The organism is Halorubrum salsamenti, from assembly GCF_007671685.1.
Taxonomy (GTDB): Archaea; Halobacteriota; Halobacteria; order Halobacteriales; family Haloferacaceae; genus Halorubrum; species Halorubrum salsamenti.
Genome location: NZ_VCNL01000002.1, coordinates 747046 through 760934, shown reverse-complemented (window position 1 = coordinate 760934; position 13889 = coordinate 747046). Strand labels below are relative to the sequence as shown.

Sequence of the window (13889 nt, the reverse complement as noted above, 5' to 3'; positions counted from 1 at the left end):
GACGGTGACCGCTCCGCTCTCCGGTCAGTCCGACGCCGCGTCGCCGTCCACGGACCCCGGAGCGTGCGCATACACCGCGTAGAGGACGACCGCGGCGATCAGGAAGTCGAGGCTGTGTTCGACGAAGTGGTGAACCGGCATCGGCACGACGCCGAGGACGGTGCCCGCGCCCACGATCGAGCGGGCGAGGAGGGCGCCGACGGCGACGCTGATAAGCGCGTACTGCGCGCTCCGGCGGCGGCGGTACGCGACGAGGCTCACGAGAAAGAGGAGCCCGGTGCCGGCGCCGGCGACGAACACGACGGCCAAAAGCGGCAGCGACCCCTCTACGCCCCACCCGCCGACGGTCGCGCTCGCGGGAGTCGGAATCACGCTGTCGAGTCGTACTACGGCGAGCGACAAGAATACACTCCCGGACCGCTCCCGCTCGGGGGGAACGCGCGCGGTGGTTTTAAACACCGCTCCGGTAGCCAACACCGAGCACCCATGCCGGACACCAGATCTCGGGTCCGTCGACACGTCCGCGAGACGCCGGGCGTCCACTTCAACCGGGTGGGCCGCGACCTCGACATCGCTACCGGACAGGCGCAGTACCACCTCCGCCGGCTCGTCCGCGACGGCGAAATCGCGGTCGAGCGGATCGGCGGCCGCGCCCACTACTTCGACCCGAGGTTCGACTCGTGGGAGCGACGGGCGATCGCCTACCTCCGGCGGGAGACCCCCCGCGGCATCCTCGTTCGGCTCCACGTCGACGGCCCGACCCGGCCGGCGGCGCTGGCTGACGGGCTCGATCTCGCGCGGAGCACGGTCTCGTGGCACGCCTCGAATCTCGTCGAGAGCGGGATCGTCGAGAAGTCCGACGACCGTCCCATGCGCCTCTCGCTCGCGCGCCCCGAGCGGACCGCGGCGCTCCTCGACGAGGTGTCGCCGTCGCTCCCGGACCGGATCGTCGACCGGTTCGTCCGGACCGTCGACAGCCTGTTCGAGTGAGCCGTCCGCGGCGAATCCCGTCGCGTTGCCGTCGCTCGCGGCCCGAATTCTCGCGTTCGACGCCCGCACCAGACCGGTTATGCGCCGCCCGGCCGTCGGTTTCGACATGAGACGCCGAGCGCTGCTCGGAGGGATCGGCAAGGCGACGGTCGGCGCGGCAACGATCGGCGCGACCGCCGGGTGTACGTCGGTCATCGACGGCGAGCCTGAGGACGTCGCGCTCGACCCACAGGAGGACCAGATCGCCGACAGCGAGGACCTCTCGTACCCCGCGTACGGAGAACCGCTCCCGGCGTTCGAGCTGCGGGACCCGATCGCCGGGATCACCATCGATAGCGAGGCCGTCGACCGGACCGCGATAGTGACCGCGGTGTTCACCTTCTGTCCGGCGGAGTGCGGAATCCTCCTCCGGCGACTCGTCGGGGTGCAGCGACGCGTCGCCGACGCGGGACTGACCGACGAGACGCTGTTCCTCCCGATCACGTTCGATCCCGAGCGCGACGACGAGGCGGCGCTACGCGACAACGCCGAGTCGATCGGCGTGAATCGCGATGCAGGTAACTGGCACTACCTCCGCCCGGAGACCCCGGAGCGAGCGAAAACGGTCGTGGAAGACCGGCTCGGTATCGGGTTCGAGCGCACGACCGAGAGCGACCGGCTGCAGGGGTACGACTTCACGCACATCGTCGTCACCCTGCTCGTCAACCCCGACGGCGTCGTCGAACGCGCCTACCGAGGCGAGAGGATCGACCGCGACCGGGTCGCCGGCGACATCGAGGCGGTCGTCGAGGCGTTCGCCGACGGGTGAGTCGAGGGGTGAGTCGGGAGTGAGCCGGGAGTGAGTCGGGAGTGAACCACCCGGGAGTCGCCGAGAGCGCGCGCAGTCGCCGGGGGAACACACATCACGACCGGACGCGTAGGTCCCCGACAGTGAACGTCGATATCCTGCTGTACGACGGGTTCGACGAGCTCGACGCGATCGGCCCGTACGAGGTGTTCGACTACGCGCTCGGCTACGCCGCAGAGGAGGCGAGCGCGGGAGCGGGCGACGGGTCGGCCGACGATCCGACCGCCGCCGAGCGACCGGGTCGCGTCCGGTACGTCACCCTCGACGAGCGCGAGCGGGTGACCGCGAGCCACGGGACGCGCGTCGGCGTCGACGGCGTTCTCTCGGAGCCGGACGGCGACGAGGCGCCCGACCTGCTCGTCGTCCCCGGCGGCGGCTGGACCGCGCGCGACGGGGAGGCGAGCGCGTGGGCGGAGGCGCAGAAGGGCGACGTGCCGCGCGCGCTCGGCGAGTACCACGCCGCCGGCGTCCGGACCGCCGCGGTCTGTACCGGCGCGATGCTGCTCGCGGAGGCCGGCGTCACCGACGGGCGGCGCGCGGTCACCCACGCCTCCGCGATCGGCGAGCTCCGGGAGTCGGGCGCCGCGGTCGTGGACGCCCGCGTCGTCGACGACGGCGACCTGCTCACCGCGGGCGGGGTGACTTCCGGAATCGACCTCGCGCTGTACCTCGTCGAGCGGGAGTTCGGCGAAGCGATCGCCGACCGCGTCGCGACCGTCATCGAGTACGAGCGTCGGGACGCGGTCGCCGGAGTGGAGTGAGAGAACCGAGAGGGGTGCGGAGCCGTATCGGCCGAGACTGCTCAGTCGTCAGCCCCGTCTTCGGGTAGCGGCGCGGCGTCGTCGGCGCCGTCGCCGGCCTCGTTGGTCGTGGTGTCGCCGTCGGCGTCGACAGTGATCACGGTGCAGTCGAGTTCGTTGCGGAGGTACGTGTCGATGTCGGGGTCGGAGAGGAGCTTCTGGACCATGCGCCGCCAGCGCCCGGCCTGCTTCGAGCCGATAACGACCACGTCGGCGCCTTCGGCGACGATCTCTTCGAGGATGGTCTCCTCGACGAGGAACCCCCGACGGACGACGTACCGCGCGCGGTCCAGCCGGCCGATCCGCTCTTCGACGGCGCGTTTCAGGTCGCTGCGGGAGACGCCGCCCGAGTTCTGATACAGGTCAACGTGGAGGATCGTGAGGTCGGCGTCGCGCTCATCGGCGACGCGGACGGCCTCCCGCAGCGTCGCCTCGGAGTGGGACGACGGCGGGAACCGGACCGGGACCACGACGAGAGTCATGTCTGGAGGGTTGCATGCGGGACGTAAATACGCTGTCGGTGCAAAGAAACGGCGGCGGTTCCGCCGTCTACTCCGCGGAGCCCCACTTCTCGACGCGCTTCGGCCGGTCGGAGACGGCCATCACGTCGAGGTCGTCGGCCTTGTGCTCGATGGCTTCGAGCGCGGCCTTCGCCGAGGCGTGCGTCGAGAAGTAGGTGATCTCCTCCTCGACGGCGATCTCTAGCAGGTCGCGCTGGCGCGAGACGATGAGGTCGAGTTCGCCGCGCTTCGCGGCCTCGATCAGGTCCGTCGCCTCGCTCAGCTCGAAGTGCTCGGCGTACCCGTCGACGAGGGCCTCGCCGGCCTCGGTGTCCGGGTCCGGGAACTCGTCGGCCGAGAGGTCGACGACGGCGGTGCCGGACTCGGGGATCGGCTTGCTCGTCGCGTCTTGCGCCTTGTCGTACGCCTTGCCGAACGAGCGGGCCGTCCCCATCACTTCGCCGGTCGACTTCATCTCCGGGCCGAGCCGCGGGTCCGAGCCCGGCAGGCGGTCGAACGGGAGGACGACCTCCTTCACGCTGCGGTGCTCCGGCACCTGCTCGTCGACGTCGAGGTCGTCGAGCGTCAGGTCGTCGGTCATCACCTTCGCCGCGAGCTTCGCGATGGGCACGCCCGTCGCCTTCGAGACGAACGGGACCGTCCGCGAGGAGCGCGGGTTCGCCTCCAGCACGTACACCTCGCTTTCGGCGTCGTCGTCGCCGACGCCGGTCACCGCGAGCTGGACGTTGAGCAGCCCGACCGTGTCGAGCGCGTGGGCGATGTCCTCGGTGACCTCGCGGACCCGGCCGAGCGTCTCGTCGTCGAGCGAGCGCGGCGGAATCATACAGGCGGAGTCGCCCGAGTGGACGCCCGCGCTCTCGACGTGTTCCATCACGCCGCCGAGCAGCACGTCCTCGCCGTCGGCCACGGCGTCGACGTCCAGTTCGACCGCGTCGTCGAGGAACTGATCGACTAAGATCGGCTTGTCCGGGGAGACCCGGACCGCCTCCTCGATGTACTCCTCCAGCTCCGCGTCGCTCTCGACGACGCGCATCGCGCGCCCACCGAGGACGTAGGAGGGGCGAACGAGGACGGGGTAGCCGATCTCGTGGGCGAGTTCGAGCGCCTCGCTCTCGCTCGTCGCGGTGCCGCCCTCGGGCTGGGCGACGCCCATCTCGTCCATCAGGACGTTGAACCGGTCGCGGTCTTCCGCTAAGTCCATCGCCTCGACGCTCGTCCCCATGATCTCGCAGTCGAGCCCGCGGCGCTCGAGCTCCGTCTCGAGCGGTTCGCCGATATTCACCGACGTCTGCCCGCCGAACTGCACCATCACACCGTCGGCGCCGGTCGCCTCGGCGACGTCGGCGACCTCCTCGGCGGTGATCGGGTCGAAGAACAGCCCGTCGGAGGTGTCGTAATCGGTCGAGACGGTCTCTGGGTTGTTGTTGACGACGTGCGCCTCGATGCCGAGTTCGCGGAGCGCCTGGATCGCGTGGACCGAGCAGTAGTCGAACTCGACGCCCTGTCCGATCCGGATCGGGCCGCCGCCGACGACGACCACGCTGTCGACGTCCTTGTCGACGACCAGTTCGCCGGCCGCGGCGTCCCCTTTCAGCGGTCCACGCTCGAACTCCGACTGGCGCGCGGAGTAGTAGTACGGAGTCTCGGCGGCGAACTCTCCGGCGCAGGTGTCGACCTGCTTGTACGTTCGGCCGGGGACGTCCGCCTCCACGGCGTCGACGTCGGTCCCGCCGCCGGCGAGCGCCGCGATCTCGGCGTTCGTGTGGCCCGCGGTGGCCGCCTGCGCGAACTCGCCGTTCTGGGCGGCCTGCGCGGAGTCGCTGACGCGTTTGAACCGTTCGAGGTACCACGGCTTGATCCCGGTCAGTTCCTCGATGTCCGCGACGGTGTAACCCCGGTCGAACGCCTCGAAGATGGCGTACGGGCGGTCCGGTGTGGGGCGTTCGAGGTACTCGGTCTCGAGGGTGTCGTCGTCGACCGCCTCCCAGTCGACCGCCGGGTCGTACTCCGCGGAGCGGAGCGACTTCAGCAGGCTCTCCTCGAAGTTCCGGCCGATCGACATCGCCTCGCCGGTGGACTTCATCGCCGTACCGAGCTCGAAGTCCACGTCGTCGAACTTGTCGATGGGCCACCGCGGCACCTTCGTCACCACGTAGTCGATCGCGGGCTCGAAGGCGGCGGTCGTCTCGCCGGTGATCTCGTTGTCGATCTCGTGGAGCCGCTTGCCGAGCGCGACCTTCGCGGTGACGCGGGCGATCGGGTACCCGGTCGCCTTCGACGCGAGCGCGGAGGAGCGCGACACGCGCGGGTTCACTTCCACTACGCGGTACTCGCCGCCGGGAGTACCGTCGTCGTGCCACGCGAACTGGATGTTACAGCCGCCCTGGATACCGAGGTCTCGAATCACTTCGAGCGCGGCGTCGCGCATCTCCTGGTGGCCGTCGTCGGGGATCACCTGCGAGGGGGTGACGACCGTCGACTCCCCGGTGTGGATCCCCATCGGGTCGATGTTCTCCATGTTGCAGATGATGATACAGGAGTCGTCGGCGTCCCGCATCACCTCGTACTCCAACTCGACCCAGCCCGAGATGGACTCGGTGACGAGCACCTCGCTGTTCCGCGAGAGGCGGAGCCCCTTGCGGACGCGCTCGACGAGCTCCTCGAAGTCGTCGACGACCCCCGAGCCGGAGCCGCCGAGGGTGTACGTCGTCCGGGAGATAACGGGGAGCCCGCCGACCGCGTCGACCGCCTCCTGCACGTGTTCGCGGAAGGCCGCCTCGTCGAAGTCGGTGACCGACTCGTCCTCGTCCAGCGAGATGGTCGTCGACCTCGGCACCGGCTGGCCCAGATCCTCCATCCGCTGGCGGAACAGGTCGCGGTCCTCCGTCGCGTAGATGGTGTCGAGGGGCGTCCCCATCACCTCGACGTCGTACTCCTCTAAGATCCCCTCCTCGGCGAGCTCTGCGGTGACGTTGAGCCCGGTCTGGCCGCCGAGCCCCGCGATGACGCCGTCGGGCTCCTCGATCCGGATGACCTCCGAGATCGCCTCGGGCGTGATCGGCTCGATGTACACCCGGTCCGCGGTCTCCGGGTCGGTCATGATCGTCGCCGGGTTCGAGTTCACCAGGACGACGCGGGCGCCCTCCTCCTGCAGGGCGCGACACGCCTGTGCGCCGGAGTAGTCGAACTCGGCCGCCTGTCCGATCTGGATCGGTCCGCTACCGATGAGTAGTATGGTCCGGTCCTCGCTCATTATCGCGACGGAGTACGCTCATCGTAATAAGGTCGGCGATAGAATACGAATCTCGCAGCGACTTTGCGATTTTCGCAAGGCATGTCGTCTCATAACGAACGAGTCACTGTACCAAGCACGCCGACGGTTTATGAGGATTCCTGACGCAACCCGTCACTATGGCGTTCACTACGCCCCCGTCGCTCGGCGACGACCAGACGCTCGCCGTCGTGGCTCCCTCTCGGCCCCCCGACGCGACGAAGCTCCGGATCGGACGCGAACGGCTCGCCGCGCTCGGCGTCGAGACGCGGGTGTTCCCGACCGCGGACCCCGACCGCGACGAGCCGGCGCCGCCCGCGGCGCGCGCGGCCGACATCGAGGACGCCTTCGCCGATCCCGAGATCGGTGCCGTGATGGCGTACACCGGCGGCGACGACCAGATTCGGATCTTGAAACACCTCGACGGCGACGCCCTCGCGGCGAACCCGACCCGCTTTTTCGGCTACAGCGACAACGACAACCTCCGGCTGTTCCTCTGGAACCGCGGGATCGTCAGCTACGGGCTCGGTATTCATCCCGACCTCGTCTGCGACGACGACCTCCGCCCGTACACCGAGCGGTACCTCCGGCGCGCGCTGTTCGAGGAGTCGCTCGGTCGGGTCGAGCCCGCCCCGGAGTGGACCGACGACTGGTTCGACTTCGAGACGCGCGACGCGCGCACATGGCGCGAGAACCCGGGTCCGACGACGTGGGTGGGGCCGGACGGAGACCCCGACGAACCGGTTCGCGGCCGGGTGTGGGGCGGCTCCTTCGCGATCGTGAAGTGGCACCTCCAGGCGGACCGGCACCTCCCGGACGCCGAGCGGCTCGACGGCGCGGTGCTCGCGCTGGAGACCTCGGAAGACGTGCCGCCGCCGCGCGAGGTCGGTTACACGCTCCGTGCGATGGGCGAGCGCGGGCTGTTGGAGCGGTTCGACGCCGCGCTCGTCGGTCGCCCGCGGACCAACGCGCCGCCGCTAGAGTGGGACCCGGACCCCGACGAGTATCCCGCCGAGTTGGAGCGCGTCGTCACTCGGGAACTCGAACGGTACGCCCCCGAGACCGTCGCCGGCTTCGGCTACGACTTCGGTCACACCGACCCGTCGTTCCCGCTCCCGCTCGGTGCGGTCGCGACGCTCGATCCGGCCGACGGCTCGCTCCGGTTCGGAGCGGACTGACCGAGCGCTTCTCACACCGACAAGCCCGCTGCGATCAGGTCTCCAGTCGGTATCGGTAGGGGCGATCGGCGATGACCTCGACCTCGCCGCGCTCGGCCCAGCGACCCAACACGGTGGCGACGCGGTGGGGGCTGTCGAGTTCCTCGCACTCCCCCGCGAGCGCGAGGATCTCCCGCGCCGTCAGCGGCTCGTCGGCCTCGGCGAGCACGCCGCGGATCCGGTCGTACCGGTCGTATTCACCGGCGCTCATACGTCTTACGTACGGTCCCCGAATATATAGGATTCAGTGAGACAAGAGTCGGACATTCGTCTGACACGAGGGCTGACGCGGTCGTCCTCGGCCGTTTGAGGCGCCGATCGGAACAGACCGAGTGGCCGTGAGGTCCTCGCTCAGGCGTACGGGTCCTCGGCTTCGAGGTCGCGCTCGGCGCGGTACTGGTCGACGAACTCGCTCACGTCGAACGCGACCATCTCTTCTTCGAACGCCGAGAGCGCCTCGCCGTCGTCGGCGTGGCTCACGGCGTGTTCCATCAGCTCGACGACGAGTTCGACGACGATCTCGTGGAGCCGGCGGGAGTCGAAGTCGGTTACCCACGCCATCGCGTACCCCACGTCGGCGTTCTCGCTGGCGTCGTACGCGACGACGGCCTCCGGGAACTCCTCCAAGACCACGCCGAGCAGGTGCGGCGTGTCGAACTCCGGCATCTCCTCGCTCGTGGTCTCGATCGCCTCGCGGAGCACCTCGACTAGGAAGTCCGGGAGGAACCGCTCGGGGGGGTGGACGTCCATCACGACCGCGTGCGTCTCGCCGCAGTCGCACTCGAACTCGCGCATCCCCAGGTCCAGTTCACCGGACGCGATCGTCTGTCCGCACGGCAGCTCCAGCGTGTTCTCGTCACCGCCGGGGACGCGCGGCTGGGACATACCCGTCGTTCGTCGCTGTCGGGGTTAAAAGGCGCGGAACGGGACGGAAGCGGGAACGCCGAGAGCGCTATTGGAACCCGATCCGGCCGCCGGTGTCGCGGATCGCGTTGCCGCTGCCGCCCTTGAACTGCTCTTCGATTTCCTCGTAGTACGCGAGGATGTCGTCGTTGATCGTGGGACGCACCGACTCCAGCGCGCGCCGGAAGTGCTTCATCTCGACCTCCTCGGCGTCGTCGTCGTCGCGCAGCGCCTCGATCGCGGCCTCGCGGGCGATCCCCTCGAGGTCGGAGCCGACGTAGCCGTCGGTGATCTCGGCGACCTCGCGGAGGCTCACGTCGGGCGCGAGCGGCGTGTCCTGCGTGTGAATATCGAGGATCTGCTTGCGCCCCTCCTGGTCCGGCTGACCGATCATCACGAGCCGGTCGAACCGGCCCGAGCGAAGCAGCGCGGGGTCGATCATGTCGGGACGGTTGGTGGCGCCGATCACCATCACGTCGCCCATCTCCTCTAACCCGTCGAGCTCGGTGAGGAGCTGGTTGACGACCCGCTCGGAGACGTTGTTCCCCATCTCCTGTCCGCGCGAGGGCGCGAGGCTGTCGAGCTCGTCGAAGAAGATGATCGTCGGGCTCACCTGCCGAGCCTTCCGGAACGTCTGCCGGATCGCCTTCTCCGACTCGCCGACCCACTTCGAGAGCAGCTGCGGCCCCCGGACCGAGATGAAGTTCGCGTTCGTCTCGTTGGCGACCGCCTTCGCCATCAGCGTCTTCCCCGTGCCGGGCGGGCCGTACAGCAGCACGCCCTTCGGCGCGTCGACGCCCATCCGGTCGAACTTCTCGGGCGAGGTGAGCGGCCACTCCACCGACTCCTGGACCTGCTCTTTGGCGCTGGAGAGCCCGCCCACGTCGTCCCACGAGATCTTCGGGAGCTCGACCAGCACCTCGCGCATCGCGGAGGGCTCCACCTCCGTGAGCGCCCCGGAGAAGTCGTCGCGCTTGACGATCATCCGGTCGATCAGGCTCGGCGGGACCTCCTCGTCGTCGAGGTCGATCTCGGGGAGGTAGCGCCGGAGCGCCTTCATCGCGGCCTCCTTCGTGAGGCTCTCGATGTCGGCGCCGACGAACCCGTGGGTCTCGTCCGCGAGGTGGTCGAGGCTCACGTCGTCGGAGAGCGGCATCCCGCGGGTGTGGATCTGGAGGATCTCCTTGCGGCCCACCTCGTCGGGGACGCCGATCTCGATCTCGCGGTCGAAGCGCCCGGGGCGGCGGAGCGCGGGGTCCACGCTGTCGACGCGGTTGGTCGCCCCGATGACGACCACCTGCCCGCGCGTTTCGAGCCCGTCCATCATCGTCAACAGCTGGGCGACGACGCGGCGCTCGACCTCGCCGGTCACGTCCTCGCGTTTCGGCGCGATCGAGTCGAGCTCGTCGATGAAGATGATGCTCGGGCTCTCCTCTTTCGCGTCCTCGAATATCTCCCGGAGCTGCTGTTCGGACTCGCCGTAGTACTTCGAGATGATCTCCGGGCCGGCGATCGAGAAGAACGACGCCGAGGTCTCGTTGGCGACGGCCTTCGCGAGCAGGGTCTTCCCCGTGCCCGGCGGGCCGTGCAGGAGGACGCCCTGCGGCGGCTCGATCCCGAGCTTCGAGAAGATCTGCGGGTGTTTCATCGGCAGCTCGACCATCTCGCGGACGCGCTGGATCTCCGACTGGAGCCCGCCGATGTCCTCGTAGGTGATCCCGCCGCCAGTCTTCTCGAAGCCGGAGATCGGCTCTTCGCGCAGTTCGACCTCCGTGTCTTCGGTGATCAGACAGACGCCGTCGGGCTCGGTCTCCACCGCGATCAGCGGGATCGCCTGCCCGGGCGACCGCATGAACGGGTGGTTCGTCGACGACATCACGGGGACGATGTCGCGCTCGACGACCGGCCGCTTGAGGATCTGACGTTTCACCATGCCGGCGGCGTCGGAGCCGAACTGGACCGACGCCTCCTCCGGCGGGGCCAAGACGAGCTTGTCGGCCTTCTCGGCCTCCGCCTTCCGGATCGTCACGCGCTCGCCGATACCCACGTCGGCGTTCTGGCGGGTGAAGCCGTCGACGCGGACCGTGTCGGTGTTCCAGTCCTGGCGGTCGGCGCGCCAGACCTTCGCGGCGGTGGTCTCCGCGCCCTCGATCTCGATGATGTCGCCGGGCGAGAGCTTGAGGTGCAACAGCGTGTCGGGGTCGAGTCGGGCGATGCCGCGCCCCGAGTCGTTCGGGTACGCCTTCGCCACTTCGAGTTGGACTTCGTTCATGGTTCCTCGCGGGGGTTGTCCGTAACTGCACCCGGTTCGGGAATAAGCCTGTTGCCCCTGTCGGCGCCGCCGGTTCCCCCGTGCGATTCGGGAGGTGCGGCGATCTGTGTCATCATATAGCACGATACGGCACCCGTATTTAAAACGCCGTCGCATGGGTGGGTTTTCGCCGTCTCCGCGGAGCGTCCCACTCGTCGCTCTTCCGGCCCTCAGGCGATCTTCATCATCCGCGTCTCGAACTTGCCGACCCGGACGCGTACCCACCCGGCGAGCTCCGCGTCGAGGTCGGGGTCGTCGGTGTCGACCCGGAGCGCCCGCACGTCGTCGAGCTTCGTCCGCGAGGCGACGATCCGCAGGTCGCAGCGCCGGATCACCGCCGGCGACAGCTGCGGGTTCCCCCGGCCGAAGACGAACCCCTGTCCGCCGATCGGCGAGACGACGATCACGTTCTCCTCGCCGAGCGCGTCGAGGATCTCCCGCTCGGCCCCGTCCCGGAGCACCACCTCGCCGTCGCGCCACACGTCGACCCCGATCGGCGACGGCTCGAACCCGAGTTCCTCCTTGATCGCGCCGACCGTCGACCCCGGGCCGAGCACGAAGGTGACCCCTTCCCCCTCGCGCTCGCGGATGTCGTCTGCGACCCCCTCCGCCAGCGACTCGACGGTCCCGCTCGCGGTCTGTTTCGACGACTGGAGGTCGTCGGCGACCGGGACGCGCGCGATCGCGCGAAGCTCCGGGTGGACCTCCCCCTCGCGGTAGGCGTCCTCGTCGATGTCCATCACCTCGCGGCGCTCGGTGCGGGAGAAGGCGGCCGCGACCTCCGCGGCGTCCTCGGGCGAGACGGCGAACACGGACGAGTACACCTTCACGCCGGCCGGGACGCCGAGCATCGGGGTCTCGGTCCCGGTCTCCTCCAAAGTCGTCGCCACGTCCGTCGCCGTTCCGTCGCCGCCGACGAACAGGACGAGATCCACCGGGTCGTCGCCGCCGACGAACGCCTCGACGACGCGCGCGGTGTGCTCGGCCGTCGTCGCCGTGGGGTCGGGCGCCGCGCCGTCGAACGGGTCGACCACGCGGCCCGGATCGAAGCCGGCGTCGCGGACCAGCCGCTCGCCCATGGGGTCGGCGGCGGTCGAGACGCGCGTCTCTGGCGCGATCGCGGCGAGTCGCTCCAGCGCCCGCCGCGCGCGGTCCGGCGCTCGGGGCTCCGCGCCGCGCGCGACCGCCTCCGCCACCTTCCCGTCGGTGCCTTTGAGCCCGACGCGACCGCCCATCCCGGCGACCGGGTTCACCGCGAATCCGACGTGCATGTCCGGTCCTTCGGCGGCGAGCCCTTAAGGGGGGCCGTCTCGCCGCGGGAAGATCAATACTTAAGACGCCCCCAGAACAAGCGCGAACCATGATCCTCGAAGCCGCCCCGGTCGAGCCGCTTCCGATCGACGCGACCGCGACCGCCGTGCTCGTCGCAAGTCTCGTGATCACCGCAGTGTGGCTCGCGTACCTGTACCGCTAGGCCCGGGTCTCCGGGTCAGCCGCTAGGCCTCCGAATCGACCAGCTCCGACCGCTCCCGCACCCACTCGGCGGCGCGTTCCGCCTCGTCGGCCGTCGCCGCCGTGATCTTCACCCGCACGCTCTCGCCGGGATACGACCCGACGGTCACGTCGAACGCCTCCCGTAGCTCCGTGAACCGCTCCAGCAGCTCGCTTTCCGGCTCGTCGACGTCGACGACGACGGTGTGAGTCGGGGTCCCCTCGAACTCCTCGACGACCGACTCGAACATCGCCTCCATCTCCGCCGGGACGCCCGGCAGGACGTACGACGACTCGACGACGGCGCCGGGCGCGACCCCCTCCTCGTTGGGGAGCGGCCGGCAGCCGACCGGGAGGTGAGTCGTCTCGGCGGCCAGATCGTTCGCGCTGTAGCCCCGCTCCGCGAGCCACGCCGCGGCCTCGTCGTTGACGGCGAGGTCGCGTCCGAACGCGGCCGCGACCGCCTCCATCGTCACGTCGTCGTGCGTCGGTCCGAGCCCGCCGGTGACGATCACGGCGTCGTACTCGGCGTGGTACTCGTTGACGACGCGCGCGATCTCGGCGACCTCGTCCGGGACGACCGTCACGCGCCGGACCGTCACGCCGCGGTCGGAGAGCCGGCCGCAGAGCCACGTCGCGTTCGTGTTCTCGGTGTCACCGACGAGGAGCTCGTCCCCGACGGTGACGATTGCGACGTCCATACACACACAAGGCGTCGCGCACTGAAAAAGGGCTCCAGTCCCGGAGGCGACTCCCGACGGGAGTCACCGTTACTCCTCGTCGTCCTCGTACACGCCGAGCCCCATCTGCCGGCGTCGCTCGCGGAGCTCCTCCAGCTGACGACGGAAGTAGGCCGTCCCGATGACGGCGGCGATCGCGGCGATCACGAGGATCACCCCGAAGACGAGTAGGTCCGTCTCGCGATACGATTGGACCACGACCGACCCGCTGGTGACGGAATCCCACGTGATCCGGTCGCGGCCGTCGACCGTCTCGATCTCGTAACCGCGCGGCGATACGTGTCCGACGATGGGCACGTCGGTGCTGAACCCGGGCGGGAGCGTCACCGCGTACGACCCCTCGACGTAGGTGAGCGTGGTGAACCGGCGGGGCGACCCGGACGCCGAGATGGCCATCCGTCCGCCCTCCATCTCGTCGCCGAACCGGACCCACGTCTCGTCGGGGGTGCGCTCGATCTCGCCGCCGCGGGCGCGGAACTCGCTCCCGTTGACGACCTCGCCGTCGGGGAACTGGTACCGGAACGCCTCGAACTCGAAGGGCTGATCGCCCGTGTACGGGGTCTGTCGATAGAACCGTACCTCGTCGACGCCGGAGACGTTGTACACGGCGGTGTACTGCGTCCCGGTCGATAGGTTGATCGTCGCGTCGCGGTCGGTCGCGAAGTCGTACGCGTGGGGCGGCTCGGCGTCGAGCGTCTCGTTCGCGACCTCGCCGCCGTCGTTGACGTAGGTGAGACAGCCGGCGCTGACGGCGAGCACCGCGACGACCGCGACCGCGAGGGCGAAGCGTCGGTTCAC

The 13889-nt window shown here is 69.4% G+C and carries 13 protein-coding genes; 4 read left to right on the top strand and 9 right to left on the bottom strand.

From position 1 onward, the window contains the following. Nucleotides 1-24: 24 nt before the first annotated feature. A complete protein-coding gene (locus FGL94_RS08420) occupies nucleotides 25-372 on the bottom strand; it encodes a DUF7471 family protein (RefSeq protein ID WP_144923351.1) in 348 nt (115 codons plus the stop codon). Nucleotides 373-486: 114 nt separating this feature from the next. Here FGL94_RS08420 and FGL94_RS08415 point away from each other — a divergent pair, with 114 nt between their 5' ends. The 3 genes from FGL94_RS08415 (at nucleotide 487) to FGL94_RS08405 (ending at nucleotide 2598) form a co-directional block, all read left to right on the top strand. Next, nucleotides 487-990, top strand: coding sequence for a winged helix-turn-helix transcriptional regulator (locus FGL94_RS08415; RefSeq protein ID WP_144923349.1), 504 nt, complete (start codon nucleotides 487-489; stop codon nucleotides 988-990). Between the two features lie 106 nt (nucleotides 991-1096). Then, complete coding sequence (locus tag FGL94_RS08410) at nucleotides 1097-1798, top strand: SCO family protein (protein WP_144923346.1); 702 nt, start codon at nucleotides 1097-1099, stop codon at nucleotides 1796-1798. A gap of 122 nt (nucleotides 1799-1920) precedes the next feature. Beyond that, nucleotides 1921-2598 (top strand): DJ-1/PfpI family protein, encoded by a 678-nt coding sequence (locus FGL94_RS08405; protein ID WP_144923343.1) that lies wholly within the window; start codon nucleotides 1921-1923, stop codon nucleotides 2596-2598. Nucleotides 2599-2639: 41 nt separating this feature from the next. Here FGL94_RS08405 and FGL94_RS08400 read toward each other — a convergent pair whose 3' ends face one another. Together FGL94_RS08400 and carB are read right to left on the bottom strand one after the other, a co-directional pair. After that, on the bottom strand, nucleotides 2640-3119 hold the full coding sequence (locus tag FGL94_RS08400; protein ID WP_144923340.1) for a universal stress protein: 480 nt from the start codon (nucleotides 3117-3119) through the stop codon (nucleotides 2640-2642). Between the two features lie 67 nt (nucleotides 3120-3186). Further along, nucleotides 3187-6411 (bottom strand): carbamoyl-phosphate synthase large subunit, encoded by a 3225-nt coding sequence (gene carB, locus FGL94_RS08395; RefSeq protein ID WP_144923337.1) that lies wholly within the window; start codon nucleotides 6409-6411, stop codon nucleotides 3187-3189. Nucleotides 6412-6569: 158 nt separating this feature from the next. Here carB and FGL94_RS08390 point away from each other — a divergent pair, with 158 nt between their 5' ends. Further along, nucleotides 6570-7607 carry a S66 family peptidase gene (locus tag FGL94_RS08390; protein ID WP_144923334.1) on the top strand — a complete coding sequence of 346 codons (1038 nt, stop codon included), beginning with the start codon at nucleotides 6570-6572 and terminating at the stop codon, nucleotides 7605-7607. A gap of 34 nt (nucleotides 7608-7641) precedes the next feature. Here FGL94_RS08390 and FGL94_RS08385 read toward each other — a convergent pair whose 3' ends face one another. From FGL94_RS08385 to FGL94_RS08360, 6 genes are all read right to left on the bottom strand, one after another. Beyond that, on the bottom strand, nucleotides 7642-7857 hold the full coding sequence (locus tag FGL94_RS08385) for a hypothetical protein (protein ID WP_144923331.1): 216 nt from the start codon (nucleotides 7855-7857) through the stop codon (nucleotides 7642-7644). Nucleotides 7858-7997: 140 nt separating this feature from the next. Then, the gene (locus FGL94_RS08380) at nucleotides 7998-8531 is read right to left on the bottom strand and encodes a DUF5815 family protein (RefSeq protein WP_144923328.1); all 534 of its coding nucleotides are present in this window, start codon (nucleotides 8529-8531) and stop codon (nucleotides 7998-8000) included. Between the two features lie 67 nt (nucleotides 8532-8598). Continuing rightward, nucleotides 8599-10821 carry a CDC48 family AAA ATPase gene (locus FGL94_RS08375; RefSeq protein WP_144923325.1) on the bottom strand — a complete coding sequence of 741 codons (2223 nt, stop codon included), beginning with the start codon at nucleotides 10819-10821 and terminating at the stop codon, nucleotides 8599-8601. 209 nt (nucleotides 10822-11030) lie between these two features. Then, nucleotides 11031-12131, bottom strand: coding sequence for an ATP-NAD kinase family protein (locus tag FGL94_RS08370; RefSeq protein ID WP_144923322.1), 1101 nt, complete (start codon nucleotides 12129-12131; stop codon nucleotides 11031-11033). A gap of 225 nt (nucleotides 12132-12356) precedes the next feature. Next, entirely contained in the window at nucleotides 12357-13052 is a 696-nt protein-coding gene (locus FGL94_RS08365) for a competence/damage-inducible protein A (RefSeq protein ID WP_144923319.1), read from the bottom strand. A 69-nt stretch (nucleotides 13053-13121) separates the two neighbouring features. After that, nucleotides 13122-13889, bottom strand: a complete 768-nt coding sequence (locus tag FGL94_RS08360) for a DUF5803 family protein (protein ID WP_144923316.1) — start codon at nucleotides 13887-13889, stop codon at nucleotides 13122-13124.

Coding starts and splice junctions, on each gene's coding strand:
- FGL94_RS08415 (WP_144923349.1), top strand. CDS start 487: ATGCCGGACACCAGATCTCGGGTCCGTCGACACGTCCGCGAGACGCCG.
- FGL94_RS08410 (WP_144923346.1), top strand. CDS start 1,097: ATGAGACGCCGAGCGCTGCTCGGAGGGATCGGCAAGGCGACGGTCGGC.
- FGL94_RS08400 (WP_144923340.1), bottom strand. CDS start 3,119: ATGACTCTCGTCGTGGTCCCGGTCCGGTTCCCGCCGTCGTCCCACTCC.
- carB (WP_144923337.1), bottom strand. CDS start 6,411: ATGAGCGAGGACCGGACCATACTACTCATCGGTAGCGGACCGATCCAG.
- FGL94_RS08390 (WP_144923334.1), top strand. CDS start 6,570: ATGGCGTTCACTACGCCCCCGTCGCTCGGCGACGACCAGACGCTCGCC.
- FGL94_RS08385 (WP_144923331.1), bottom strand. CDS start 7,857: ATGAGCGCCGGTGAATACGACCGGTACGACCGGATCCGCGGCGTGCTC.
- FGL94_RS08380 (WP_144923328.1), bottom strand. CDS start 8,531: ATGTCCCAGCCGCGCGTCCCCGGCGGTGACGAGAACACGCTGGAGCTG.
- FGL94_RS08375 (WP_144923325.1), bottom strand. CDS start 10,821: ATGAACGAAGTCCAACTCGAAGTGGCGAAGGCGTACCCGAACGACTCG.
- FGL94_RS08370 (WP_144923322.1), bottom strand. CDS start 12,131: ATGCACGTCGGATTCGCGGTGAACCCGGTCGCCGGGATGGGCGGTCGC.
- FGL94_RS08365 (WP_144923319.1), bottom strand. CDS start 13,052: ATGGACGTCGCAATCGTCACCGTCGGGGACGAGCTCCTCGTCGGTGAC.